Raw genomic sequence first — 25,333 nt, forward strand, 5'->3', positions numbered from 1 at the left:
CCGATGGATTTGCGCGAGGCGATCGCGTGAATCTTGTCCACGGGGAATTCCACTTCCTCGAGGATATTCAGCATCTCACGGCCCACATTGCCCGTGGCGCCGACGACGGCTACCCGGTAACCCATCGAAGTCTCTCCTGAATTTCGGTGCGGTGCGTTCCGTTACGCCGCCGCATGAACGCGCGCAAGCGCGCCGCCGCAAGGGCCCGACCGGCCGCGGCTTCGTCCCCCCTCACCTAGGGGCTAGGATGGATGGGCGCAACCCGGAGGCGAGGCCGCCCGGGCCCGCCTTAAGGGAGAGATCACCATGAGCCAGCCGACCACCGGCATGCCCTTCGCCGACCTGATGGGGGTGCAGATCCTGGAGCGGGCCAGGGACCGCGTGGTGGGGACGCTCACCGTCCGCGAAGACCTCTGCACCGCCGGCGGCATCCTGCACGGGGGCGCCTTCATGGCGTTTGCAGATGCGCTGGGCGCCATCGGCGGCTTCCTCAACCTGCCCGCTGGGGCGCGGACGACGACGCTGGAGAGCAAGACCAACTTCCTGGGCTCGGCCAGGGCCGGCGCCACCGTCACCGGCGAGGCGACGCCGCTACACATCGGCCGCCGCTCCAGCGTCTGGCAGACCCGCATCACCGACGAGACCGGCAGGCTGCTGGCCCTGGTCATCCAGACCCAGATGACGGTGGAGGGGTAGGCGGTGGACGCGGAGCGAGCGGCCGACATCATGCAGGCCAACCGGGCGGCCTGGAACGCCGCTCGCTATGAAGCCTGGCACGAGGCTCTTGGGTCTCCCGCCGACGCGGCCGCCCGCCTGCAGGCAGACCCCGCAAGGGCCGCCAGGCGCATCCTGCCCCATCTCGGCCCGGTCGCCGGAAAGCGGATCTGCAACGTCCAGGGGTCGCACGGCCGCCTCGCGGTCAGTCTCGCCCTTTTGGGCGCGCAAGTGACGGTGATTGATTTCGCCGAAGACAATCGGCGCTACGCCGCCGAACTCGCCGACGCGGCGCAGGTCAGCCTCGACTATGTCCTGGCCAACGTGCTGGCGGCGGCCGATCTCGGCCTGGGGGCGTTTGACGCCCTGGTCATGGAGCTCGGCATCCTCCACTACCACCTCGATATCGCGGCCTTCTTCCAGGTCATGGGACGGCTCTGCGGCGAGGACGCGGCCCTGGTCCTCCATGAATTTCACCCGGTCCAGCGCAAGCTGTTCCAGCCCTATCCAGGGCAGGCGCCGGACTACTTTTCCGCTGAGCTCGTCCGGGCGCCCGTGCCTGACCCGACCGGCCAGGACCGAGTCCTCGGAGAATGCCAGTATCGGTTCTGGACCCTGGGCGAGGTGTTGGGGGCCGCCCTGGCCGCCGGCTTCCAGGTGACGAGGTTCCAGGAACACCCCGACTGGACCGATCCGCACATTCCCGGGGCCTACACCCTCGTCGCCCACTGGCGGCCAGCCTGATCTCGGCAAGGATCGACCATGGGCCAACTTCTCCTGATCAAGCACGCGCCGCCGGAGATCACGCCTGGGGAGATCTCGCATCGCTGGGTCCTCTCGGCCGAGGGGCAGGCGCGGTGCGGCTGGCTCGCCGAGATCTGTCGGTCCAGGGGCGTGGCGCACATCTTCGCCAGTCCCGAACCCAAGACCCTGGAGACCGCGGCCTTGATCGCCATGGCGTTGGGGCTGCCCTTCCGTCCCCTGGACGGGTTGCAGGAGAACGACCGCACGGGCCTGGGCTTCGTCTCGGCCAGCGCCCTCGAGGCCCGGATCGCGGCCTTCTTTGGAACCCCCGACGCCATGGTGGTCGGACGTGAGACGGCCAACGCTGTCCTGGCGCGGTTTCAGGCCGCAGTCGACATCGCCGCCCAGGGCGCGACAGAGGGCGCCGTCGCCGTGGTCACCCACGGGACGGCCATGAGCGGCTTCATCGCGGCGCATAATTCCGTGGACGCGCTCGAGGTGTGGCGTGACCTGACCCTGCCCGGTGTCGCGGTGCTGGACGCCTCGACCTACCGGCTTCTGGAGCCGCTCATTCCCCATCCCGACGCCCAGGCGCCTAAAACCTGACCACCGGCGCCCGATCCTCCCGCAGCGCAGCACCGCGATGTTGCGTCGCAAAATTGTAGCTTGTGACCCCGGGGAAAGGGCGGCTAAGACCTGTCTCAAGGCAGCCGACAACGACGCACATCGACGACGAAGGCCGCCAGAGGAACGCCCCGCAAAGTGGTTGTCATCAACCCCCTTTTCGGGAACTGAAAAAATGATCGCTCGTATCGCTGCTCTCGCCGCCGTCGCGGCCGTCTCCATCTCGGCCCCCGCCTTCGCGCAAGGCGTCAAGGTCTCCCTCGCCGGCAAGTCGGCCGAGCAAATCCACGCCGACATCCAGGGCGCCGCCCGCTCGGTCTGCCTGCGTGAAACCACCAGCGAAACCTTCCGCCAGGCCGCCCAGGCCCGCTGCGTGAAGTCGACGGTGGAAGCCACCCTGCAAAAGGTCGGCGACTCCGAACTGGCCGCCGTGGCCGGCATCGAGCTGGCCCAGCGCTAAGCTGACCTGAAGCTCCCACGGGGGCTTCTGCGACCTCTAGGTCCCCTGGAAAGGCCGACGGCGACGTCGGCCTTTCTTGCGTCCGGGACCCGTGCTTCTTTTGAGGCTCAACCCGATCCAGGAGCCCCGCCATGGCCGACAGCGACGATCTGCAGGTGATCAACAACACCGAGGACGGCCGGTTTGAAATCCACGTCGGCGACGAAGTGGCCTATGCCGAATACCGGCTATTGAAGACCGGGATTCTGTTTCCCCATACCGAGGTCCCGCCGGCCTTCGAGGGCAAGGGTGTGGGCTCCCAGCTGGTCCGCGCGGGCCTGGACTATGCCCGCGAGCACGGCCAGGCGGTGATGCCGGTCTGCCCCTTCTTCGCCAGCTACATCAAGCGCCACGCGGAGTATCAGGACCTGCTGCATCCCGACTACCGCAAGAGCCTGGGCCTGGACTGAGGCCGGACGCGCCCCCACCCGCACAACAGGGGTTGGCGAGCCCCAACAACCTATTGTAGGGAACCTCGGGCGTTTCTGTTTTGTTCGGGGGCGGGCATGGGGCGGTTTGCGGGGCGGTTCTGGACGAAATGCGTCCTTGCGGGCTGGATTCTCCTGTCGGCGGGAAGCTGCGCGGGCCCATCTTCAGCGCAGGATGAGCATCCCGCTCTGGTGCGGGGCGCGCTGTCCAACGGCCTGGCCTACATGATCCTGCCCATGGCCGACGCCGACGGCCCCTCGTTCCGCCTGATGGTTCGCGTCGGCAGTCAGGCCGAGAGCGCGGACAACCGCGGGATCGCCCACTTCGTCGAGCACATGGCCTTCCGCTCCACCCGCAACCTCGCCGATGGCGAGATCGACCAGGTGATGGCGCGGGCCGGCGGGGCGTACGGGCGGGACCACAACGCCTTCACCGGCCGCTGGACCACCACCTATCACCTGGACCTGCCCAGCCACGACGCGGCCACGGCCGCCCGCGGGCTCGACTGGCTGCGCGACGTCGGCGACGGCCTGGTGTTCCGTCCTGAAGAGGTGACCGCCGAACGGGGCGTCGTCCTGGCTGAACGCCTGGACCGGCTGCGCTCAGGCGATGCGACCGACGAACAGGAGACCAGCTTCCACTTCCGGCCCGAGGACCATCTGACCCCGGCCGGCTCCGTGGCCACCCTGAACGCCCTGACGCCGGAAGATCTGCGGGCCTTCCACGCCAAATGGTATCGCCCAGACCGCAGCGTGATCATCGTCACCGGCGATCTCGACGCCGGCGACATGGCCGCCGAGCTGGAGCGCCGCCTCGGCGGCTGGGCGGGCGCAGGCGCGCGGCCCCGCATGCCCACCAGTCCGGCGCCCGAGCCCCCGAAGACGCCCGTCGCCCTGGCCCTGACGCCCAGCCGCCTGCCGGCCCAGAGTCTGGCCTGTCGCAACACCGCCGTTGGGGAGGAAGATCACGACGATCCCGCCAACGAACTGCGCGAGACCCTGCTGCTCAGCATCGTCAACCAGCGGCTGAGCCGGGCGGCGGCGGCGACCCCCGGGGTCTACTATCTGGGGTTCGAAGGGCCGGCCTGGTACGAAACCCGGAGGGTGGCCTGCGTGCGGGCGACCCACGCCCCGCAAAAGGGCCTGGAGGGCCTGGGCCTCGCCCAGGCGACTTTGCGGAGCTTTGTGTCTGAGGGACCGACCCAGGCCGAGATCGACGGGGCTGTGGCGAGCCAGCGGGCCTATGTGCGCGGCGCCCAGACCAGCTACGCCAGCGCTACCTCGGCCGAGATGGCCGACGAGCTGGCCTATCACGAAGAATATGGACGGCCCTTCCTCGCCCCCCATCAGAGGATGAGGCAGATCAGTCAGGTCACCGCCCGCCTGACCTCGGATGACCTTGCCGCGGCCTTCGAGGCCCTATGGCCCGAGGCGGCGGCGGCCACCATCTCGATCGAGGACACGGGGGTGACGCCTTCCGGGGCGCTCGCAAGCTGGCAGGCGGGCGCCGTGGCCCCCTTGGCCAGGGCGTTTCCGCCGCCAGAGCCCCTGACCTACGACTTCGGCCCCGATGGCCGGGTGGTGCGCCGGGAGGCCCTCGCCCAGGGGGTGGTGCGGGTGACCTTCGCCAACGGCCTGGTGCTGAAGCACATGGCCACCGAAAATGCGCCGGGCTTTGTGCAGATTCTGATCCGCATGGGCCCAAGCGCAGGCGAACTCAGCCCCGCAGACTTCGTCCTCGCCTCCGCCGCCGCCTCTGTGCTGCCGATGGCCGGCGTGGAAGGCCGCAGCTATGGCGCCCTGCAGGAGCTGAACGCCCAGTGGGATTGGGAATTTGAAGCCACCCTCGCCGACGCCGGCCTGGTCGTCGCGGCCCAGAGCTTCGCCAGCCAGACCCCGGCCCAGCTGGCCCTGATCATGGCCCACCTCATCGCCCCGGGCTTCGACGCCGAACTGGCCGACCCGCTGGCCCTGCTGGCCGCAAGCCTCGAACAGGACGCCCGGCTGAACCCCATCGACGCCATCGAGACCGCCTTCTCGAGGACCATCTGGCCCGACACGGCCGGGGCGGCCGTCGATCCGGAAACCTATCGGCGACTCGACCCTGCGGACCTGCGGTCCGCCCTGACGCCCTTTCTCACCACCGGGCCTGTGGAGCTGACCCTGGTGGGCGATATCACCGAAGACGAGGCGGTGGAGCTAGCCGCCCGCACCCTGGGGGCGCGCCCCGCCCGACGCCCGCACCGTCCCGGACCTGCGCGGCCCACCCTCGACTATTTGGCCGCGCCGGCTGGCCCGATCGAAGTGACCCACCAGGGTCCGGCCGATCGCAGCGCCGCCCGCATCTATTGGACCCGCCCGCCGGTCCGGGCCATCGAGGATCAGGCGGCCGCCATGGTCCTGGCCGCGCTGCTGGAGACCGCCGTGGTCGAGGAGACCCGGCGCCGCCAGGGGCGCACCTATTCTCCTGTCGCCGAACTTGATGGCCACCTGGATGATCCCCATGACATCGCCCTCTATGTGGAGGTCACGCCTGAAGCCCGCCGCCTGGACGAGGTCGTCGAGACCGTCCAGCAGGCCGCCGCAGCCCTCGTCGCCGCCCCGCCGGCCATGGACGCCCTGGAGCAGGCCCGCAGGCCCTTGCTGGCCCAGCTAGAGGCGGTGGGCCGGTCCGACGTCTACTGGGGGAGCGCCCTGGCGAGTCCCGCCGACTGGGACGCCGAACGCACGGAACTCGACCGGCTGAACAAGGCCCTGGCGAAGATGACGCCCGCCGACATCCACGCCCTGGCCCGGCCGTGGCTCTCCACTCCCCCGATCATCGTTTTGGCCCGCCCCGTCGCCGCGCCTTTGGGAGACGCGCAATGAACCTACGACGCCCCAAGATCCGATCGATCCTGGCGGCCGGCGTCTGGCTGGCCGGTTTCGCGGTCAGCCCGGCGGCGGCCCAGGATCCGGCGGCGGAAGACCCCGCCCCGCCCCAGGTGCAGGCCTGCTGGGATTCCACGCCCCTGAGCGCCCCTGACGCCAGCCTCGCCCTCTGCCGCCCGGCCCTGACAGCGGCCGAGACCGACGAGGACCGCGCCGTGGTCCTCATGTGGACCGCCATGGCGCTAAGTGCGAAGAACGATCACGACGAGGCCATCGCCGCCGCCGACCTGGCCGCGGCGCTCTATCCCACGGTGGACGCCCTCAACGCCCAGGCTCTGGCGCGCCTGTTCGCCGGCCGTCATGACGAGGCCCTGGCCGCCGTCGAGGCCGCCCTGCGCCAGGATCGCGCGGCGACCGAACTGAGGCGCACCCGGGCCCGGATTCTCAGCGCCATGGGCCGGCAAGCTGAGGCGGTGGAAGACCTCGAACGGCTGCATCGGGAATCGCCCGACGATGTCGACCTGACCTTGACCCTGGTCGCCGCCCTCGACGAGGTGGGACAGACGAAGAAGCGCGACCGGATTCTTGACCGCGCCATCGCCCGAGCGCCGGAGGCGGCCGATCTTCGTGTCGAGCGGGCGCTCCTCTTGATGCTGACCCGGCCGGAAGGGTCCGTCACCGACCTTGATGTGGCGATCGCCCGGGCCCCCACCGACGAAGCCTACGCGTTGCGAAGCTTCGCCCGCATCGCCGCCGGTGATGTTGAGGGCGCCAAGCTTGACCTTGCCGCCATAGGCGATCTCGCGACGCTCAGCGTTCCGGCTCTCGTCTACGCCTCCTTCGCCGCCGAGACGGCCGGTGACCTGGACGGGGCCCTCGCCCTCGCCGAACAACTGGTCGAGAGCGCCAACCCAACCGACCTAGGGACCAGCCTCGCCCGGCGGGGTACGCTGCTGATCCAGCTGGACGACCTGACGCGCGCCAAGGCCGACCTTGAACGGGCGGTCATCCTGGACCCCGAGGAGGCCATCGCCTGGGGCGGGCTCGGCGCCCTGGCTCTAAGGACAGACCCCGCCCAAGCCGTGGTCTTCTATCGGCGCGCGCGCGCCCTCGACCCAGACGATGCAAACTTCGAGCTCGGCGTGGCCGAGGCCCTGTTCTGGAGCGGTGACTATCCGGGCGCTGCGGCCGGTTACACCGGCCTCCTGAAGCGCTATCCGGACGACGCCGAGATCAACGCCGCCCTGGCCGCCACCCTGGTCCGGCTGGAGCGCTTCGAGGACGCTAGGCGCCCCGGCGCCCGGGCCGTGGCCCTTGCCCCGGACAACCCCGAGCACATGCTGATCTACGGCGAATTGCTCTACATGCTCGGCGAGGAAGACGGCGCCCTGGAGCAGATGAACAGACTGGCCGCCGTGGGCGCCGACACCGCCTATTCACGATATGTCGCCGCCGTCATCCGGCGCACCAAGGCCGATTATGAGGCCGCCCTTCGGGAGACCAATGCGGGCTTGGCGCTGGCCCCCGATGATGCGGACCTCATGGAGGAAAAGGGCGGCGTCTACTACATGCTGGATGACCCGCTCAGCGCCCTGGAATGGCTGGACAAGGCCCTGGCGATCAATCCGAGGCTGCCTGGCGCCCTCTTCGTCCGCGGCCTGGTCCGCGCCGAGCTGGGGGACGCCGAGGGGGCCGCCGCCGACCGGGCCGCGGCTGTCGCTCTCGATCCTTCCCTGGCCGAAGAGCTCTAGGCGAGCGCCGCGAGGACAGCGTCGCCCATCTGCACGGTGGTCAGGGCGCCGCCAAGATCGCGGGTGCGGGCGCCGTCCTCCAGGGCCTTGATCACTGCGGCTTGCAGGCGGTCGGCGGCCTCCGGCCGCTCCAGCGACCAGCGCAGGGCCATCTCGAACGACAGGATGGCGGCCAGGGGATTGGCCAGCCCTTGCCCGGCGATGTCCGGCGCCGAGCCATGGATCGGCTCATAGAGGCCAGGCTTGCCCGGCGCGCCGAGCGCCGCCGAGGGCAGCATGCCCAGCGATCCGGTCAGCTGGGCCGCGGCGTCCGACAGGATGTCGCCGAACAGGTTGTCGGTGACCATGACGTCAAACTGCTTGGGGTTCTTGACGATCTGCATGGCCGCATTGTCGGCCAGGATGTGCTCCAGCTCGACATCGGCGAATTCGCGGGCGTGCAGTTCGGTGACCACTTCGCGCCACAGCAGGCCGGAATCCATCACATTGGACTTCTCCGCCGAATGGACCTTGTTGCGGCGGCCCCTCGCCAGCTCGAAGGCCACCCGCGCCACCCGCTCGATCTCCGCGGTCGTGTAGACCTGGGTGTCCACCGCCCGCTTGCCGCCGCCGGGCAGGTCCTCGATGAAGCGGGGCTGGCCGAAATAGATCCCGCCGGTGAGCTCCCGCACGATCATGAAGTCGAGGCCCTCGACCAGCTCGCGCTTGAGCGACGAGGCGTCGGCCAGGGGGCCGAAGCACAGGGCCGGGCGGAGGTTGGCGAACACCTCCATGCCCGCCCGCAGGGCCAGCAGGCCCGCCTCGGGGCGCTTGTCCCGGGGAACGCCAGCCCATTTCGGCCCGCCCACCGCGCCCATCAGGACGGCCCTGGACGCCTTGGCCAGCGCCAGGGTCTCGTCGGTCAGGGGCAGGCCCGTCTGGTCATAGCTGATCCCGCCGAAGGGGCGTTCCTCGACCCCCAGGTCCGGGGTCAGGGCGGCGATCACCCGGCGGACCTCGGCGGTCACTTCGGGGCCGATGCCGTCGCCGGGCAGGAGGAGAAGGTCGGTCATGGTCATCGCCCCGTCGCTGGTCAGGTGGACGGAGAACTAGACCGTCCGCTCAGAAGCGACCTCGTAGGCGATGAGACGGCGATCGGAAACCCCGAATTCCGGCCAGGCCGCCCGCCAAGCGGCCAGATGCGGGGTCTGGAAATGGGCGTCCAGGGCGGCCTGGTCGCGCCAGGCCTCGAACACCCGGATCAGGCCAGGCTCGGCCACGTCCTCGGCATAGGCATATTGCACGCAGCCGTCCTCGGCCCGGCTGGCCTCCAGCATGGCCAGCATGTGGGGCCGGAAGGCCGCCAGCCGGGCGGCCGGCACGCGGATGGTCCCAGCGATGACCAGGCTCACGCCCGTTCCAGCCACGGATTGTCCAGGGCGCGGCGGCCCTCATAGACATCGATGTCGGACACCCGCTGCAGGGTCTCGCCGATGGCGTCGAGGCCGTTCAGCATCTTGTGCTTGCGGGCGGGATCGATGTCGAACCGGAAAACCTCGCCGTCCGGCGCGGTGACCGTCTGGGCCTCCAGGTCAACGCTGACCACATGGTTGCCGCCCCGGGCCTGGGCCATGAGGCTCTCGACCTCGTGCGCCTTCAGCACCACCGGCAGGAGGCCGTTCTGGAAGCAGTTGTTGTAGAAGATGTCGGCGAAGCTGGTGGAGATCACGCAGGTGATCCCGAAGTCCAGCAGGGCCCAGGGGGCGTGCTCCCGCGAGGAGCCGCAGCCGAAGTTGTCGCCGGTCACCAGGACGCCGGCGTCCTTGTAGGCCGGCTGGTTCAGGACGAAGTCGGTCTTCTCGTTCCCTGCCTCGTCGAAGCGGAAGTCATAGAACAGCCCCCGGGCCAGGCCCTCCCGCTCCACGGTCTTCAGGAACTGCTTGGGGATGATCTGGTCGGTGTCGATGTTGGAGAGCGCCAGCGGCGCGGCCTTGGCGTCGATCTTGGTGAAGGGCTTCATGGGGCGGTCTCCTGGGACGCGGCGGGCGTCCCCTGCTGGATCATCAGGGCGGGCAGGCCGGGCGCGCCTGAGCGTACGGTGAAGACCTGGGTGCCGGGCTTGCGGCCCTGGCGCAGGTCCGAGACATCCCAGCCCCCGGCGGCCAGGCGGGCGTGGACGGCGGCGGGGTCATCGACCCGCCAGGCCAGGCCGCCGCTGGAATCCGGCGCGTCCGAGACCGGCGTCTTCAGGCTGGCCCCGAACTCCACCACGGCTGAGCCGCAGCGGAAGAAGAGCTGGCGGGCGCCCCAGTCGGGATTGGAGCGATCCAGCCGCAGGTCGAGGCCGAGCTTGGCGCCGTAGATCGCCAAGGCCCGCTCCGGGTTGGGGGTGCGGACCACCACATGGTCGAGCGCGGTGACCGCCGCGGCCTCGCCCGCGGCGGGTGGCGACATGGGCCAGGGCTGGCCGTCCCGGGGCGGGGCGGTGAGCAGGATGTTCATGCCGCCGGTGGCGGCCGCGTCCAGGGTCGAGGTGGTCCAGTAGCGCTTGCGCCCATCCGCGTGGGTCGAGCGGACGGGGCCAGGATCGGCGGCGCCGATCCCCCGCCGGCGCAGCAGGGCGACGGCGGCTTCAATGTCCGGCGTCGTAAAGGCCAGGGCCCAGACGCCCTCCCCATGGGCGTCGAGATGGGCGCGGATGACGTCGCCAAACGCGCCTTCGCCAGACCGCGCGATCACGTCCAGGGCCATGTTGGGCAGCTGGAACCAGGCGTGCCGCGCCCCGCCGTCGCCGCCCACCCAGTTGGGGGCGCGGCCCAGCAGGCGGGCATAGGCGTCCTGCGCCTGATCCAGGTCGCGCACGGCCAGCGCGACATGATCCAGGCCGCTGATCATCAGATGAAGTCGCGCACGTCGGCCAGGTGGCCGGCGATGGCGGCGGCCGCCGCCATGACGGGGCTGAGCAGGTGGGTGCGTCCGCCGCGGCCCTGCCGGCCCTCGAAGTTGCGGTTCGAGGTGGAGGCGCAGCGTTCCCCCGGCGCCAGGCGATCGGGGTTCATGCCCAGGCACATGGAGCAGCCCGGCTCGCGCCAGTCGAAGCCCGCGGCCTTGAAAATGGCGTCCAGCCCCTCATCCTCGGCCTGAGCCTTCACCAGGCCTGAGCCCGGCACCACCATGGCCCGCACATGCGGCGCCACCAGCCGGCCCTCCAGGAAGGCCTTCTGCACCACGGCGGCGGCGGCGCGCAGGTCCTCGATCCGGCTGTTGGTGCATGAGCCGATGAACACCCGGTCCACCTTGGCCTCGCTGATCGGCTGGCCGGCGACCAGGCCCATATAGTCCAGGGCCCGGGCGACCGAGGCGCGCTTGTCCGGCGTCGCGAAGCTGGCCGGATCGGGCACCAGGCCGGTGATCGGCATGACGTCTTCCGGCGAGGTGCCCCAGGTGACCAGGGGGGCGATGGCGGCGGCATCCAGCACGATCTCGCTGTCGAACACCGCGCCCTCGTCGGTGAAGAAGCTCTTCCAGTGGGCCACGGCCATGTCCCAGGCCGCGCCCTTGGGGGCGGCGGGCCGGCCGCGCATATAGTCGAAGGTGGTCTCGTCCGGCGCCACCAGGCCGGCCCGGGCGCCGGCCTCGATGGTCAGGTTGCAGAGCGTCATCCGCCCTTCCATCGACAGGGCGCGAATGGCCTCGCCGGCATATTCGATCACATGACCGGTGCCGCCGGCCGTGCCGATGGCGCCGATGACGGCCAGCGCGAAGTCCTTGGCGCCGACGCCGGGGGCCGGCGTCCCATCGATGGTGACGCGCATGTTCTTGGACTTGGCCTGGCGCAGGGTCTGGGTGGCCAGCACGTGTTCGACCTCGGAGGTGCCGATGCCCTGGGCCAGGGCCCCGAAGGCGCCGTGGGTCGAGGTGTGGCTGTCGCCACAGACGATGGTCATGCCCGGCTGGGTGCGGCCCTGTTCAGGCCCCACCACATGGACGATGCCGTTCCGCAGGTCGCCCATGGGGAAATATTCGATGCCGTTGTCGGCGACATTGCGCTCCAGGGTCAGGAGCTGCAGGCGCGCCTCCTCATCGGCCACCGCGCCTGCGCCCAGGGCCTGGCCCTCGGTCGGCACATTGTGGTCGGCCACCGCCAGGGTGCGGTCGGGGCGGCGCACGGGGCGGCCATTGGCCCGGAGGCCGGCGAAGGCCTGGGGCGTCGTCACCTCATGGATGAGGTGCAGGTCGATATAGATGATCGTCTCGCCATCCTGTTCGGCGACGAGGTGAGCATCCCAGATTTTGTCGTAGAGCGTCTTGGCGGCCATGGCGCGGTATGTAGGAGGCCTGGGGCCATTCCGTAAAGGTCGCAGGCGCGTCCGGACGCCGAGTTTGACCCGCCGCAGGTTTCGGCGCGCCCCCAAACCGTCTAGGACAGGACCCCATGAGCCTTGAGACGGACCCTCAGGACGAGCGCGACCTCGACCGGGCGACCGCCTTGATGATGGTGGACTCCGCCGCCGCCACGGCGGTCACGGCGGTGACCTCCGGCATCGTCCTGGCCGCCTTCGCCCTGCATCTGGGCGCCTCCAACGCGGTCATCGGCCTGCTGGCCGCCCTGCCCTTCCTGACCCAGCTGATCCAGGCGCCGGCCGTGCCCCTGGTGGAGAAGCTGCGCCGCCGCCGGCTTATCGCCTCGACGGCGGCCTTCTGCGCCCGGCTCACCCTGCCGATCATGGCCGCCATCGCGCTCCTGCCGCACAACGCCTGGAGCCTGACGGCCCTGGTGGCCACCCAGGTGGTGATCGGCTCCCTCGGCGCGGTGACCAGCTGCGCCTGGAATTCCTGGGTGCGGGACCTGATCCCGGAGGAACGGCTGGGGTCGTTCACCGCCCGACGCACGGTGATCGCCACCGGCGTGACCCTGAGCGTGACCATCCTGTCGGGGGTGGCCCTCGACCAGGCCGCCGCCCAGGACCGGGGCATGGTCTTCGCCGCCTTCTTCGGCGTCGCCTTCGTCCTCGGCATGATCAGCGTCGCGGCGCTGGCCCGTACGCCGGAACCGCCCATGCCGCCGCCGGCCGCGGGCGTGAACCTCTATCGCCTGCTGCGGGCGCCCCTGCGGGATGAGAATTTCCGCCGCCTGATCCTCTTCCTGTCGAGCTGGCAGTTCGCCGTGAATCTGGCGAGCCCGTTCTTCACCGTCTATTTCGTCACCCAGCTCAACTATCCGCTGACCTTCGTCATGATGCTCAGCGTGGTCAGCCAGATCGCCAATATCGGGGTGCTGCGGTTCTGGGGGCAGCTCAGCGACCGCTTCTCCAACAAGTCGGTGCTGGCGGTGACGGCGCCGGCCTACATCCTCTGCATCGCCGCCACGGCGCTCACCTCGCAGATCGACGACCGCCAGCTGGCCGGCGCCTATCTGGTGGGCCTGCATGTGGTGCTGGGCGGGGCCGCCGCCGGCGTCGGCCTGGCCACCGTCAACATCGCCCTGAAGCTCGCCCCGCGGGGCGGCGCCACGGCCTATATCGCCGCCAACACCCTGATCACGTCGATGGCGGCGGCGGCGGCCCCGATCCTGGGCGGCCTGTTCGCCGACTTCTTCGCCGCCCGCCAGCTGGAGGTCCTGGTGCGGTGGTCCAGGCCCGGGGAGGATGTCGACGTGCTGCACCTGGCCTTCAACAACTGGGACTTCTACTTCCTGATGTCGGCCCTGCTCGGCCTCTACGCCCTGCACCGCCTGACCCTGGTGCGCGAGGAGGGCGAGATCGAGCACAAGGAGATGGTGCAGCAGATGATGACAGAGGCCCGGCGCGTGGTGGCCAACCTCTCGCCCGTCGCCGGCCTGAAGATGATGCACGCCTTCCCCGCCGGCCGGCTGATGGAGCGCCGCCGCCGCCGCCGCCCCGAGCGCGAGGCCGAGCAGCAGGCCCTGGCCGAGGCGCTGGAAGAGGCCGAGGCGGTCAGCTGAGGGCCGAACTCCGCTCGGCGAACATTGTACGGCGCCGCTGTCGTCCCCATCATCTAGCCATGCCGTCGATCACCGCCACCGACTGGGATCTCTTCCAGAGCCTGCATGCGGTCCTGGAGGCCGGAAGCCTTTCCGCCGCCGCCCGGGCCCGCGGCGTCACCCAGCCGACCATCGGCCGGCATATCGAGGCGCTGGAACATCGCCTGGGCGCGCCGCTCTTCCTGCGCTCGCCGCGGGGTTTCACCCCCACCGACCTCGCCCTGGCGCTCCGCCCCAAGCTGGAGGACATGGCCGCCGCCGCCGGCGCAGCCCTGCGGGAGGTGGCCGGCGCAGCCGATCAGGCCGGCGGCGCGGTGCGGATCACCGCCAGCGAGCTGGTCGGCTGCGAGGTGCTGCCGCCCATACTGGCCGCCTTCCACGCCGCCCATCCGGCCATCGAGGTCGAGCTGACCGTCTCCAATCACCAGGCCAACCTGTCGCGCCGCGACGCCGACATCGCCGTGCGGATGGCCAGGCCGACGCAAAACACCCTGGTGGGCCGGCGGATCGGGACCTTGGATATCGGGCTCTATGCCGCGCCGGCCTATGTCGCGCGTCACGGGACGCCTGGCGATTTCGACGAGCTGGACGACCACCCGACCATCGGCTTCGACGGGGTCGCGCCCAAGTTCGACGGGCAGATCGACATCGGCCGCCCGATCACCCGCGACGTGTTCAGCTTTCGCAGCGACAGCGATGTGGCCCAGCTGGCGGCGCTGCGCGCGGGCCTGGGGATCGGCGGCTGCCAGGCCCTGATCGCCCGGCGCTATGGCCTGGTCCCGATCCTGGCTGACCGGTTTCGGATCGAGATGGAGATGTGGGTCTGCATGCCCGAAGGCCTGCGCACCACGCCGCGCATGCGCCTGATGTTCGACCACCTGGTGTCGGCCCTGTCAGACGAACTGGGCGCCGTCGCCGCAGCCTGAAGGGCGGCGCGGATACAAAAAAAGGGCGGCTACAGATCCTGCAGCCGCCCTTTTGATCGTTATGCGCTGAAGGCGATCTAGCCTTCGGCGTCCTTCTTCTTGGGGGCGTGGGCTGCGGCCGAGGCCTCGGCGCGGGCGTTGCGTTCAGCCTTGTCGGCCTCGCGCTCGGCCGGGGTCATCTGGCGTTCGGCGATCCGCGCCGACTTGCCGCGACGATCACGCAGATAATAGAGCTTGGCCCGACGCACGACGCCGCGGCGCTTGACCTCGACGGACTCGATCATCGGCGACAGCAGCGGGAAGACCCGCTCCACACCCTCGCCGAAGGAAATCTTGCGGACGGTGAAATTCTCGTCGACGCCCTCGCCCGACCGGGCGATGCAGACGCCTTCATAGGCCTGAACGCGTTCGCGCTCGCCTTCCTTGATCTTCACATTGACGCGGACGGTGTCGCCCGGACGGAAGTCGGGCATGTTGCGGGCGGACTTGAGGCGGTCGGCCTCTTCCTGGCGCAGTTGCTGGATCACGTTCATCGGTTCAATTCCTTTGTCACTGGGCTTTACGCGCCCTTTGCCTGTTGATTGGCGAGATGCTGCGCCCACAAGTCCGGCCGCCGCTCCCGCGTCGTCTCTTCCCGCTGCTGCGCCCGCCATTTGGCGACCTCGGCATGGTGCCCCGAAAGCAGCACCGGCGGAATTTCGCGCCCTTCGAACTCCCGCGGCCTGGTGTACTGCGGATGTTCCAGGAGCCCGTCTTCGAAGCTCTCTTCACTCAAACTCAGCGCCTGGCCCAACACGCCGGGCACAAGACGCACGCACGCCTCGATGGTCAGCATGGCCGCCACCTCGCCACCGGCGAGGACGACGTCGCCCACGGCGACCTCCTCGAACCCCCGGGCGTCGAGCACCCGCTGGTCCACCCCCTCGAACCGGCCGGCCAGGACGATGACGCCCGGACCTGCAGCCCATGCCTTCGCCCGCGCCTGGGTCAGGGGCCGACCCCGGGCGCTCATGTACAAAAGCGGCCGCCCTCGCCGCTCCACGCTGTCCAGCGCAGAAGCGATGACGTCCGCCCGCATCACCTGTCCCGGGCCGCCACCCGCAGGGGTGTCGTCCAGGAAGCCGCGCTTATCCTTGGAAAAGGCGCGAATGTCCACTGTTTCCAACGTCCAGAGCCCCTGTTCGCGCCAGGCGGTTCCGATCAGGGACACCCCGAGCGGGCCGGGAAAGGCCTCGGGAAACATGGTCAGGACAGTGGCGTCGAAGGACATGGGCCCATCTGCACCAGCCGACGGTCAAAAGCCAAGGCCGGGCTTCGCCTTGCCGCGAAGAGCCGCAGGGGTTAAGCCCTGGCGCTTTCGCACCTGCAACATACGATAAGTCATTTCATGGACAGTCCCGAGATCACGCCCGAGATCCTGCCCGACACCCTGGCGCTGGAACGCATCGAACAGAACCTGTTCCGCGGCGTAAGCCCGCAGGGCGGGCCGCCCCGCATCTTCGGCGGCCAGGTGATCGCCCAGTCGCTGCTGGCGGCCTATGAGACCGTCGAAGAGCGCATGTGCCATTCGCTGCACTGCTACTTCATCCGCCCGGGCGACCCGCGCATCCCGATCCTGTTCGAGGTCGACCGCTCCCGCGACGGCGGCACCTTCACCACCCGCCGGGTGGTGGCCATCCAGAACGGCAAGCAGATCTTCAACCTCGCCGCCTCCTTCCAGGTGGTGGAAGACGGATTCGACCACCAGGCGCCCATGCCCAAGGTTCCGGGTCCCGACGACCTGCCCACCGAGGCGGAGTCCATGAAGAAGGCGGCCGACAAGATGCCGCCGGAGATGCGCAAGATGATGTCGCGCCCGCGGCCCATCGAGATGCGCGGCCGCGACGCCTTCGGCTTCGGCGGGAACACCAAGCCCACCGAGGGCAAGTCCGACGTCTGGATCCGCGCCACCGGCGCCATCGGCGAGGACCCGCGGATGCACCAGGTGATCCTGGCCTACGCCTCGGACATGAACCTGTTGTCCACCGCCATGCGCCCGCACGGGGTGGCCTGGCAGACGCCGGGACTGCAGTCGGCCAGCCTCGACCACGCCATGTGGTTCCACAAGCCGTCCAACTTCAACGACTGGCACCTCTATACCCAGGACAGCCCCTCGGCGTCCGGCGGCCGCGGCTTCGTCCGCGGCGCCCTCTACGCCCAGGACGGGACCCTGGTGGCCTCGGTCGCCCAGGAAGGCCTGATGCGGATGCGCAAGGAAGGCTGAGGGCCTCCATCCAGCGCCGCAGGCGCCGTCAAGGCGGGACACGAAGGGCACGAAGGGGCGGGAAGGACACCAGAGGCCAAGCCGCCCACTCCTTCGTGTCCTTGGCTATCTTCGTGTCCTTTGTGACCTTGTCCTGTTTGGCCTCCGGCCAGGTCCCTACCTACTCCGTCTCTTCCGGCGGAATGGCGATCAGCCGGCCCTCGGCCAGCTTCACCTCGGGCACGTTGTCGCGGGTGAAGGGCAGCCACCAGGAGGGGCCGCTGGCCGGCTGGACCTCGAGCAGGTCGCCGGCGCCGAAGTCCTGCACCGACTTCACCTCGCCAAGCCGCTCGCCCTGCGGCGTCTCCACCACGGCGCCGATCAGGTCGGTCAGATAGAATTCGTCCTCCTCGGGCGCCGGCAGGACGTCCCGGGGGATGAAGAGGGCGAGGCCGCGGGCGGCCTCAGCCTGCTCGCGGGTTTCGATCTCCTTGGCGCGGGCCACCACACCGCCCTTGACGGGCCGCGCGCTGGTGAGCGTCAGGGCCGGAGACCCGTCCTGCCGCAGCAGCGCCTTGAAGGCGGCCAGCGACATGGGGTCTTCGGTGAAGGTCGTGATGCGGAGTTCGCCGCGGACGCCGAAGGCGCCGGCCACCCGGGCCACCTGGATCAGCTTATCGGCCATGGCGCCTTCGCTTCAGAGAGGATCACCCCCACCCGTCACCTTCGGGCTTGTCCCGAAGGTCCATGAACACTGGCCCATCGAGAATGGGCGCCGTCCGTGCGCATGGATGGTCGGGCGGGGCCCGACCATGACGGAGGAGATGCGAGGAGGGCCCTTAGCCTTCCTTGGCGGTCGCGTCGTCAGCGGCCTCGGCGGCCGGCTCGACGGCGGCTTCCTCAGCGGCGGCGGGCGCCTCTTCAGCAGCCGGGGCGTCTTCAGCGGCGGGGGCTTCAGCAGCCGGCTCTTCGGCGGCGGCTTCGGGCTCGGGCTCAGGCGCCGGCTGGGCGGCGGCCTCGGCGGCGGCGGCTTCGCGATCGGCCTCGCGCTGGGCGCGCTCTTCAGCCCGCTCCTTGGCCTTGCGGCCCGGCTCGGCCTTCTGCGGGTTGTTGCCGTGCTCCCACTTCACCAGGCCCTGCTGGGAGAGGAAACGGGCGACGCGGTCGGTGGGCTGGGCGCCCTTCTTGACCCACTCTTCGATGCGCTCGATCTTCAGGACGACGCGGCTGGGGTCATCCTTCTTGAGCAGCGGGTTATAGGCGCCGACCTTCTCGATGAAGCGACCGTCGCGGGGCGCGCGGCTGTCGGCGACGACGATGGAGTAATAGGGGCGCTTCTTGGCGCCGCCACGGGACAGACGAATCTTGAGCATGGATGTTCCTTGTGAGCTCTAGGATTTCTTGAAGGGATTCACGCCCGGGGGCAGACCGCCGCCCAGGCCGGGAAGTTTGGGGAGGCCGCCGCCCAGGCCGCCAAGACCGCCGCCGAGTCCGGGGCCGCCCAGACCAGGCCCACCCAGACCGGCGAGGCGCGCCTTGGCCTCCTCGATCTCCTGCGGGCTCGGGGCCTTGCCGCCGCCCATGGCCTTCATCCGGGCCATGTCGGCGCCGCCGCCGCCGGTGAGCATGCCCGCCATCTTGGCGAAGCCCTTGCCCCCATCGCGGCTCATCATCTTGAAGGCGTCGGCCATCTGGCGGTGCTGTTTCAGCAGCCGGTTGACCTCGGCCACCTCGACCCCGGCGCCCTTGGCGATGCGGCGCTTGCGCGAAGCCTGCAGGATGTCGGGCTTCTTGCGCTCGATCCTGGTCATGGACGAGATGATCGCCGCCTGACGATCCAGGGTCTTGTCCGAAACATTGGCCTCGGCCATCTGCTTCTTCATCTTCTGGACCCCAGGCAGGAAGCCCATCAGCCCCTCCATGCCGCCCATCTTCTTCATCTGGGCGAACTGGTCGGCCATCCTGTCCCGGTCGAACTGGCCCTTGGCCAGCTTCTTGGCCATGACCTCGGCCTTGGCCTGGTCGAAGTCCTGGGCCGCCTTCTCCACCAGGGCGACCACGTCGCCCTGGCCGAGGATCCGGCCGGCCACCCGGCGGGCGTCGAACACGTCCAGGCCGTCGATCTTCTCCGAGACGCCCAGGAACTTGATGGGCAGGCCGGTGACCGCGCGCATGGACAGCGCCGCGCCCCCGCGGCCGTCGCCGTCGGAACGGGTCAGGACCAGGCCGGTCAGCGGCAGGCGCTCATGGAAGGCCGTGGCGGTGCGCACCGCGTCCTGGCCGGTGAGCGCATCGGCCACCAGCAGGGTCTCGGACGGGTTGGCGATCCTGGCGATCTCGGCCGCCTCGGCCATCATCGCCTCGTCCAGGGTCGTGCGGCCGGCGGTGTCGAGGATCAGGACGTCATAGCCCTGCAGCTTGGCGGCTGAAAGCGCCCGCCGCGCGATGTCGGGGGCCGACTGGCCGGCCACGATGGGCAGGCTGTCGACGCCGGCCTGGGTCGCCAGGGTGGCCAGCTGCTCCATGGCCGCAGGCCGGCGGGTGTCCAGCGAGGCCAGCAGGACCTTCTTGCGTTCGCGGGCCAGCCGCAGGGCCAGGCGGCCGGCGGTGGTGGTCTTACCCGAACCCTGAAGGCCGGCCATCATCATGACGGTGGGGGGATTGAGGGAGAGGTTCAGTCCCTCGACCTCTTCGCCCCCCAGCATCTCCACTAGGCCGTCATAGGTGATCTTGATCACCTGGTCGGTGGGACGGACCGAGCGCAGCACCTCTTCGCCCGAGGCGCGCTCCTTGGCCTTGGCGATGAATTCGCGGACCACCGGCAGGGCCACATCGGCCTCCAGCAGGGCGATGCGGACCTCGCGCAGGGCCTCGTCGATATGCTTTTCAGACAGCACCCCGTGGCCCGACAGACGGTCGAATACCCCGGAAAGCCGTTCAGAAAGTGCGTCGAACATTCAATCTCCCATGGGGTGACGACGTCACGCCCGCTTGTCTTCCGGCTCCAAGGCGCCCTGCGGACAGGAAACCATGAGCCCAAACGCGATCAACCCCCGTGGACGATCACGTCGACGGGGGGCCTCGCCGCCCTCGTCCCATATGGTGATGGGGGTCGTGGCGGGGGAGGGCGCTGACCGAGGTTGCGCCGGAAGGGCGCGCTTATGCGCCTGTGGATGGTTCAGGTCAAGATCGCGGGGGCCGGCCGGGCCCTGGGCAGGGCCGCCGCGGCCCGGGCCAGCTCGGTGATGCGGTCCCAGTCGCCGGCCGCCACGGCGTCCCGGGGCGCCACCCAGGAGCCGCCGATACAGGCCACATTGGGTTCTTTCAGATAGTCCGGCGCCTTGGCCGCATCAATGCCGCCCGTGGGGCAGAAGACCGCCTGGGGGAAGGGGCTGGCCAAGGCCTTCAGCAGGCTGACCCCGCCCACCACGCTGGCCGGGAACAGCTTGAAGGCGGTGAAGCCATGGTCGAGGCCGGCCATCAGCTCAGTGGCCGTGGCGATCCCCGGCAGCAGGGGGATCGGCCCCTCGATCCGCTCTCCGGCGATCAGGCCGGGGCTGACGGCGAAGCGGGCGCCGGCGTTGGCCACAGCCTGGCGGGCCGCCGCCGAGGTGACCGTGCCGGCCCCGACCACCGCATCCTCGACCTCGCCAGCGATGGCGCGGATGGCCTCAAGGGCCGCAGGGGTCCGCAGGGTGACCTCGAGGGCGAACAGGCCCCCCCGGGTCAGGGCGCGGGCCAGGGGGATGGCGTCGGCGGCGTCCTCGATGATCAGCACCGGCACCACCGGAGCCAGGGCCAGGATGTGGTCCACCGTCATGGGCAGGGTCATAGGCGCACGCCTTCCAGCTGGGCCAGCTCCCGGGCGCAGCCCACCAGGGCGGCATACGGGTGAGTGATCAGATAGGTGGGGATCTCGCGCACATAGTCGGCCAGCCGCCCCTTGGCCTCGAAACGGTCCCGGAAGCCGCCGGCCATCAGGCGCTCGCCCATGCGCGGGGCGATGCCGCCGCTGATATAGACGCCGCCCCGGGCGCCGTGGGTCAGGGCCAGGTCCCCGGCCACCCCGCCGAGGATGGCGCAGAATCGGTCCAGCACCGCCCCGGCCACCGGGTCGCCGGCGTCGGCCGCCTCGACGACGGCGCGCTCATGGGCCAGTTCCGGCGTGTGGCCGGCCATGTCCTCCAGCGCCAGATAGAGATCGAAGAGGCCCTGGCCCGACAGGACCCGTTCCACCGACACCCGGCCATAGAGACCCATCAGCCGGCGCCACAGCTCGACCTCGACCTCGTCATGGGGGGCGAAGCCCGCATGGCCGCCCTCGGTGGCCACGGCGATGTCCACATGCTGGGAGCGCGCCACAGCCCCCACGCCAAAGCCCGTGCCGGCGCCCAGCACCACGATGGGGCAGGTGGCGGCCCCGCGCAGAACTGGGCCGATAGGGCGCAGGTCGGCGGACGCCAGCACCGGGGCGGCCATGGCCTGGGCGGCGAAGTCATTGATCAGCCGGATGGCGTCGAAACCGAAGCTGGCGATCAGGTCGGTCTCCGACACCCGCCAGTCGAGATTGGTGAATTCGATCTCGCCGTCCACCACGGGCCCGGCCACCGCCACGACGGCCTTGGCCGGGCGCTTCTTGCCGGCGGTCTCCTCGAGATACTCTGCGATGATCTCGTCCAGCGCCCCATAGTCGGCGCAGGCATAGACCTTGGTGTTGCGCAGATGGCCCTCGCCATCGACCAGGGAGAACCGCGCATTGGTGCCCCCCACATCCCCCACCAGGCCGGCATAGATCACGCCCATCAGGCCACCTCTTCAAACAACACCGAGGCGCCCGCCTCGGCAGGGCCAGCGGCCCGACGCATCCAGCCGAACAGTTCCCGCCCAAAGCCGATCTGCCGTTCGTGCGCGCGGGCCGGCTCCCGCCCCGCCAGCTCGGCCGCATCGACCTTGATCTCCAGCCGGCCGGTGCGGGCGTCCACCAGGATCAGGTCCCCGTCCCGCACCCGCGACAGCGGCCCCCCGTCGGCGGCCTCCGGCGTCACATGGATGGCGGCCGGCACCTTGCCCGAGGCGCCCGACATGCGTCCGTCGGTGACCAGGGCCACCTTCAGCCCCCGATCCAGCAGGACCCCGAGGGTCGGGGTCAGGCTGTGCAGTTCGGGCATGCCATTGGCCTTGGGACCCTGGAAGCGCACCACGGCCACGAAGTCGTGGGTCAGCTCCCCGCGGCGGAAGGCCTCCAGCAGGGCGTCCTGGTCGTCGAACACCCGGGCCGGCGCCTCGATGGTGTGATGCTCGGCCTTGACCGCGGAGGTCTTCATCACCGCCCGCCCCAGGCCGCCGGCCATCAGGCGCAGGCCGCCCTCGGCCTGGAAGGGATCGCTGACCGGCCGCAGGATGTCGAGGTTGAGGGAGGTCTCGGGCCCGTCCCGCCACACCAGGCGGCCGTCCTCCAGGAAGGGTTCGCGCTGATAGGCTCGCAGACCGCCGCCGGCCACGGTGACCACGTCATCATGGGCCAGACCCGCGTCCAGCAGCTGGCGGATGACGAAGGCCATGCCGCCGGCCGCCTGGAAGGCGTTCACGTCCTCCGACCCGTTGGGATAGACCCGCGTGATCAGGGGGACGACCCGGGAGATGTCGTCGAAGTCCGACCAGGTCAGGATGACGCCCGCCGCCCGGGCGATGGCCACCATGTGCAGGGTGTGGTTGGTGGAGCCGCCGGTGGCCATCAGGCCGACCATGGCGTTGACCAGGCTCTTTTCGTCCACCACCTTGGCCATGGGCGTATAGGCCTCAGTCCCGGCGATGATCTGCACCGCCCGCTGGGCGGCGGCCGCCGTCAGGGCGTCCCGCAGGGGGGTGTTGGGATGGACGAAGGCTGCGCCGGGCAGGTGCAGGCCGGTCATCTCCATCATCATCTGGTTGGTGTTGGCCGTGCCATAGAAGGTGCAGGTGCCCGGCCCGTGATAGGACTTCATCTCGGAGTCCAGCAGCTCCTCGCGGCCGATCTTGCCCTCGGCGTAGAGGCCCCGCACCCGGGCCTTCTCGGCGTTGGAGAGACCCGAGGTCATCGGCCCGCCCGGCACGAAGATCATCGGCAGATGGCCGAAGGCCAAGGCGCCGATGGTCAGGCCCGGCACGATCTTGTCGCAGATCCCCAGCATCAGCCCGGCGTCGAAGGCGTCGTGGCTGAGCGCGATGCCCGTCGACATGGCGATCACGTCCCGGGAGAACAGCGACAGCTCCATGCCCGGACGCCCCTGGGTCACCCCATCGCACATGGCCGGCACCCCGCCGGCCACCTGGGCGGTGGCGCCCACGGCGTCGGCGGCGGCGCGGATCACCTCGGGAAACCGCTCATAGGGCTGATGGGCCGAGAGCATGTCGTTATAGGCGGTCACGATCCCCAGATTGGGCGCCATGGGGTTGCGCATGCGGCTCTTGTCGTCGTCCGGCAGGGCGGCGAAGGCGTGGGCGAAGTTGGCGCAGGACAGCTTGGCCCGGCCGGGACCTGAGCGGCTGGCCGCATCGATCTGCGCCAGATAGGCGGCGCGGCTGTCCTGGCTGCGGGCGATGATCCGCGCAGTGACCTCGGCGACGACCGGATGCATGGGCATGACAGTTCCCTTCAGGGCGTCCAGAGAACCCGCACGGGAACCGTGCTCTGGGTCAAGAGCGCGCGGACCGGCAGATCGGCTCCGGCCTGGGCCCGCTCGACGACCCCGTGTTTCTCAGGACCGGCGATCAGGATGATGATGGCCTGTGATTGTAACAACGCCGCCAGGGTCAGGGTGATCCGTGGGCGGGGGGGATCGCCGATCGCCTGGTCGAACCCCCGGCAGAACCGGCCGCCGCCCGGCGCCATGGCGGCTTCGAGGCCCGCGGCCCCGGGGATCAGCGAGGCCACATGGCCGTCCGGCCCCATGCCCAGCAGGGTCATGTCGAAGGGCGCCAGGGCGGCCACCTCGGCTTCGGCCAGATCGGCGGCGGCGGCGGCGCTCGGCGCCTCACGCATCAGGGGAACGAAGCGGGCGGCGGCCGTCTTTCCGGTCAGCAGCCGCGATCGCACCAGGCGCTCATTGGAGGCGGCATCGGTCACGGCCACGAACCGCTCGTCCGACAGGGTGACATCGACCAGGCCCCAGTCGAGCTCGGCCTTGGCCAGGCGATCATAGACCGCGCCCGGCGAGCGCCCGCCGGTGACCACCAGCCGGCCCCGACCCCGGGCGGCGATCCCGCCCGCCAGGGCCAAAACCGTCGCCTCTGCGGCGGCGTCCGCCAGGGTTTCAGGAGTGTCGAAGCGCTCGATCATGCCTCCTCTTAATCCCTCCGGCGCGGGCTTGCAGCCCCGCGCGCCGGCATTGGGGAACTTTCGACAGGTCTGTCGACTTACCGACTCGGCACGGCGGTGGGCGCCGACGTGCGGCCGGGGACGTCCTGCCCGGGATTCTTCGCCCTTCAGGACACAATCCAATGCGCATCGCACAGGTTTCACCCTTGTACGAAGCCGTGCCGCCCCGCTTCTACGGCGGGACGGAACGGGTGGTCGCCCATCTCACCGACGCCCTTGTGGATCTCGGGCACGAAGTGACCCTCTTCGCCAGCGCCGAGGCCCGCACCAAGGCCCGGCTGGTTTCGGTGCGCGATGAGGCCATCCGCCTCGACCCCGCGCCGCTGAAGTCCGATCTGGCCGCCCACATGAACGCCCTGGCCCAGGTGCGCGCCCAGGCCGACGACTTCGACCTGATCCACTTCCACACCGACATGATCCACTTCCCCTTCTTCGCCGACATGCCCGAGAAGACCCTGACCACCCTGCACGGGCGGCTGGACATGAAGGACCTGCCGGCGGTCTACGCCCACTGGCGGCGCTATCCCCTGGTCTCGATCAGCGATCACCAGCGCCTGCCGATCCCCGACGCCCATTGGGCCGGGACCGTGCATCACGGCATGGACGCGGGCCTCTACAGGTTCCACCCAGAGCCCGGCGGCTACCTGGCCTTTCTGGGCCGCATCTCGCCGGAGAAGCGCCCGGACCGGGCCATCGAGATCGCCATCGCCTCCGGCGTGCCCCTGCGGATCGCCGCCAAGATCGACCGGGCCGACCGGGACTATTACGAGGGCAAGATCAGGCCGCTGATGGACCATCCCCTGGTGACCTATGTGGGCGAGATCGGCGACGCCGAGAAGTCGGGCTTCCTGGGTCGCGCCCGGGCCCTGCTGTTCCCCATCGACTGGCCCGAACCCTTCGGCCTGGTGATGATCGAGGCCATGGCCTGCGGCACGCCGGTGATCGCCTATGACTGCGGCTCGGTGCCTGAGGTGGTGGAGCCCGGCCTCACCGGCATGATCGTGCGCAACCAGGACCAGGCCGTGGCCGCCGTGGCCGAGGTGGCGAGCTATGACCGCGCCGCCATCCGCGCGCGGTTCGAAACCCGGTTCTCGGCCCACGCCATGGCCCGACGCTATATCGCCCTGCATGAGGCCCGAAGCCCGACCGCGGCGGCTCCGCCGGAACTGACCCTCGCCGTCAGCGCCTGAAGGC

General features: G+C 70.0%; 25 protein-coding genes and 1 pseudogene. 11 read left to right on the forward strand and 15 right to left on the reverse strand.

Translation table 11 applies throughout. The annotated features are described in order from the left end of the window. A pseudogene (locus Q7S93_RS09755) lies at positions 1 to 125 on the reverse strand (aspartate-semialdehyde dehydrogenase); the annotation flags it as partial. 181 nt (positions 126 to 306) lie between these two features. Here Q7S93_RS09755 and Q7S93_RS09760 point away from each other — a divergent pair. The 7 genes from Q7S93_RS09760 to Q7S93_RS09790 all read left to right on the forward strand — a co-directional run bounded on the left by Q7S93_RS09760 (position 307) and on the right by Q7S93_RS09790 (position 7,631). Continuing rightward, a complete protein-coding gene (locus Q7S93_RS09760) occupies positions 307 to 696 on the forward strand; it encodes a PaaI family thioesterase (protein ID WP_304713690.1) in 390 nt (129 codons plus the stop codon). Positions 697 to 699: 3 nt separating this feature from the next. Then, positions 700 to 1,458, forward strand: a complete 759-nt coding sequence (locus Q7S93_RS09765) for a class I SAM-dependent methyltransferase (protein ID WP_304713691.1) — start codon at positions 700 to 702, stop codon at positions 1,456 to 1,458. Between the two features lie 18 nt (positions 1,459 to 1,476). Beyond that, positions 1,477 to 2,064 carry a histidine phosphatase family protein gene (locus Q7S93_RS09770; RefSeq protein WP_304713692.1) on the forward strand — a complete coding sequence of 196 codons (588 nt, stop codon included), beginning with the start codon at positions 1,477 to 1,479 and terminating at the stop codon, positions 2,062 to 2,064. A 193-nt stretch (positions 2,065 to 2,257) separates the two neighbouring features. After that, positions 2,258 to 2,542 carry a hypothetical protein gene (locus Q7S93_RS09775; RefSeq protein ID WP_304713693.1) on the forward strand — a complete coding sequence of 95 codons (285 nt, stop codon included), beginning with the start codon at positions 2,258 to 2,260 and terminating at the stop codon, positions 2,540 to 2,542. A gap of 131 nt (positions 2,543 to 2,673) precedes the next feature. Next, on the forward strand, positions 2,674 to 2,991 hold the full coding sequence (locus tag Q7S93_RS09780) for a GNAT family N-acetyltransferase (protein ID WP_304713694.1): 318 nt from the start codon (positions 2,674 to 2,676) through the stop codon (positions 2,989 to 2,991). Positions 2,992 to 3,201: 210 nt separating this feature from the next. Next, complete coding sequence (locus Q7S93_RS09785; RefSeq protein ID WP_304713695.1) at positions 3,202 to 5,877, forward strand: M16 family metallopeptidase; 2,676 nt, start codon at positions 3,202 to 3,204, stop codon at positions 5,875 to 5,877. Continuing rightward, the gene (locus Q7S93_RS09790; protein ID WP_304713696.1) at positions 5,874 to 7,631 is read left to right on the forward strand and encodes a tetratricopeptide repeat protein; all 1,758 of its coding nucleotides are present in this window, start codon (positions 5,874 to 5,876) and stop codon (positions 7,629 to 7,631) included. The genes Q7S93_RS09785 and Q7S93_RS09790 overlap by 4 nt, the downstream gene beginning before the upstream one ends. Here Q7S93_RS09790 and leuB read toward each other — a convergent pair. From leuB to leuC, 5 genes are read right to left on the reverse strand one after another with little or no spacing between them, the layout of a single operon-like run. Then, positions 7,628 to 8,683: a 3-isopropylmalate dehydrogenase gene (gene leuB / locus Q7S93_RS09795; protein WP_304713697.1), complete on the reverse strand. Its 1,056-nt coding sequence runs from the start codon at positions 8,681 to 8,683 to the stop codon at positions 7,628 to 7,630. The two genes, Q7S93_RS09790 and leuB, sit on opposite strands and share 4 nt — an antisense overlap. A 36-nt stretch (positions 8,684 to 8,719) precedes the next feature. Next, the gene (locus Q7S93_RS09800; RefSeq protein ID WP_304713698.1) at positions 8,720 to 9,022 is read right to left on the reverse strand and encodes a putative quinol monooxygenase; all 303 of its coding nucleotides are present in this window, start codon (positions 9,020 to 9,022) and stop codon (positions 8,720 to 8,722) included. After that, positions 9,019 to 9,630 (reverse strand): 3-isopropylmalate dehydratase small subunit, encoded by a 612-nt coding sequence (gene leuD / locus Q7S93_RS09805; protein WP_304713699.1) that lies wholly within the window; start codon positions 9,628 to 9,630, stop codon positions 9,019 to 9,021. Before leuD ends, Q7S93_RS09800 begins: the two co-directional genes overlap by 4 nt. Beyond that, entirely contained in the window at positions 9,627 to 10,505 is an 879-nt protein-coding gene (locus Q7S93_RS09810; RefSeq protein ID WP_304713700.1) for a VOC family protein, read from the reverse strand. The genes leuD and Q7S93_RS09810 overlap by 4 nt, the downstream gene beginning before the upstream one ends. Next, entirely contained in the window at positions 10,505 to 11,929 is a 1,425-nt protein-coding gene (leuC, locus tag Q7S93_RS09815) for a 3-isopropylmalate dehydratase large subunit (RefSeq protein ID WP_304713701.1), read from the reverse strand. Before leuC ends, Q7S93_RS09810 begins: the two co-directional genes overlap by 1 nt. 116 nt (positions 11,930 to 12,045) lie before the next feature. On the opposite strand from leuC, the gene Q7S93_RS09820 reads away from it, so the two are divergent. Both Q7S93_RS09820 and Q7S93_RS09825 read left to right on the forward strand, forming a co-directional pair. Continuing rightward, positions 12,046 to 13,575: an MFS transporter gene (locus Q7S93_RS09820; protein ID WP_304713702.1), complete on the forward strand. Its 1,530-nt coding sequence runs from the start codon at positions 12,046 to 12,048 to the stop codon at positions 13,573 to 13,575. Between the two features lie 59 nt (positions 13,576 to 13,634). Beyond that, positions 13,635 to 14,540, forward strand: a complete 906-nt coding sequence (locus tag Q7S93_RS09825; protein ID WP_304713703.1) for a LysR family transcriptional regulator — start codon at positions 13,635 to 13,637, stop codon at positions 14,538 to 14,540. Positions 14,541 to 14,617: 77 nt separating this feature from the next. Here Q7S93_RS09825 and rplS read toward each other — a convergent pair whose 3' ends face one another. After that, positions 14,618 to 15,073, reverse strand: coding sequence for a 50S ribosomal protein L19 (rplS, locus tag Q7S93_RS09830; protein WP_304713704.1), 456 nt, complete (start codon positions 15,071 to 15,073; stop codon positions 14,618 to 14,620). Between the two features lie 26 nt (positions 15,074 to 15,099). Next, entirely contained in the window at positions 15,100 to 15,810 is a 711-nt protein-coding gene (gene trmD / locus Q7S93_RS09835) for a tRNA (guanosine(37)-N1)-methyltransferase TrmD (RefSeq protein WP_304713705.1), read from the reverse strand. A gap of 117 nt (positions 15,811 to 15,927) precedes the next feature. Here trmD and Q7S93_RS09840 point away from each other — a divergent pair, with 117 nt between their 5' ends. After that, complete coding sequence (locus Q7S93_RS09840; protein WP_304713706.1) at positions 15,928 to 16,803, forward strand: acyl-CoA thioesterase; 876 nt, start codon at positions 15,928 to 15,930, stop codon at positions 16,801 to 16,803. A gap of 160 nt (positions 16,804 to 16,963) precedes the next feature. Here the strand turns inward: Q7S93_RS09840 and rimM are convergent, their stop codons facing one another. The 7 genes from rimM to pgl all read right to left on the reverse strand — a co-directional run bounded on the left by rimM (position 16,964) and on the right by pgl (position 24,100). Beyond that, positions 16,964 to 17,467: a ribosome maturation factor RimM gene (rimM, locus tag Q7S93_RS09845; protein ID WP_304713707.1), complete on the reverse strand. Its 504-nt coding sequence runs from the start codon at positions 17,465 to 17,467 to the stop codon at positions 16,964 to 16,966. A gap of 154 nt (positions 17,468 to 17,621) precedes the next feature. After that, entirely contained in the window at positions 17,622 to 18,155 is a 534-nt protein-coding gene (rpsP, locus tag Q7S93_RS09850; RefSeq protein WP_304713708.1) for a 30S ribosomal protein S16, read from the reverse strand. An 18-nt stretch (positions 18,156 to 18,173) separates the two neighbouring features. Then, positions 18,174 to 19,739, reverse strand: coding sequence for a signal recognition particle protein (gene ffh, locus Q7S93_RS09855; protein ID WP_304713709.1), 1,566 nt, complete (start codon positions 19,737 to 19,739; stop codon positions 18,174 to 18,176). Between the two features lie 221 nt (positions 19,740 to 19,960). After that, entirely contained in the window at positions 19,961 to 20,614 is a 654-nt protein-coding gene (gene eda, locus Q7S93_RS09860; protein WP_304713710.1) for a bifunctional 4-hydroxy-2-oxoglutarate aldolase/2-dehydro-3-deoxy-phosphogluconate aldolase, read from the reverse strand. Further along, positions 20,611 to 21,585: a glucokinase gene (glk, locus tag Q7S93_RS09865; protein ID WP_304713711.1), complete on the reverse strand. Its 975-nt coding sequence runs from the start codon at positions 21,583 to 21,585 to the stop codon at positions 20,611 to 20,613. The genes eda and glk overlap by 4 nt, the downstream gene beginning before the upstream one ends. Next, positions 21,585 to 23,405, reverse strand: coding sequence for a phosphogluconate dehydratase (gene edd, locus Q7S93_RS09870; RefSeq protein WP_304713712.1), 1,821 nt, complete (start codon positions 23,403 to 23,405; stop codon positions 21,585 to 21,587). The genes glk and edd overlap by 1 nt, the downstream gene beginning before the upstream one ends. Before the next feature lie 11 nt (positions 23,406 to 23,416). Further along, positions 23,417 to 24,100: a 6-phosphogluconolactonase gene (gene pgl / locus Q7S93_RS09875; protein ID WP_304713713.1), complete on the reverse strand. Its 684-nt coding sequence runs from the start codon at positions 24,098 to 24,100 to the stop codon at positions 23,417 to 23,419. A gap of 161 nt (positions 24,101 to 24,261) precedes the next feature. Between pgl and Q7S93_RS09880 the strand changes: the two genes are divergently transcribed. Then, positions 24,262 to 25,329, forward strand: a complete 1,068-nt coding sequence (locus Q7S93_RS09880; RefSeq protein ID WP_304713714.1) for a glycosyltransferase family 4 protein — start codon at positions 24,262 to 24,264, stop codon at positions 25,327 to 25,329. The last annotated feature ends 4 nt before the right edge of the window (positions 25,330 to 25,333 follow it).

It is taken from the genome of Phenylobacterium sp., assembly GCF_030646615.1.
Classification (GTDB): Bacteria; Pseudomonadota; Alphaproteobacteria; order Caulobacterales; family Caulobacteraceae; genus Phenylobacterium.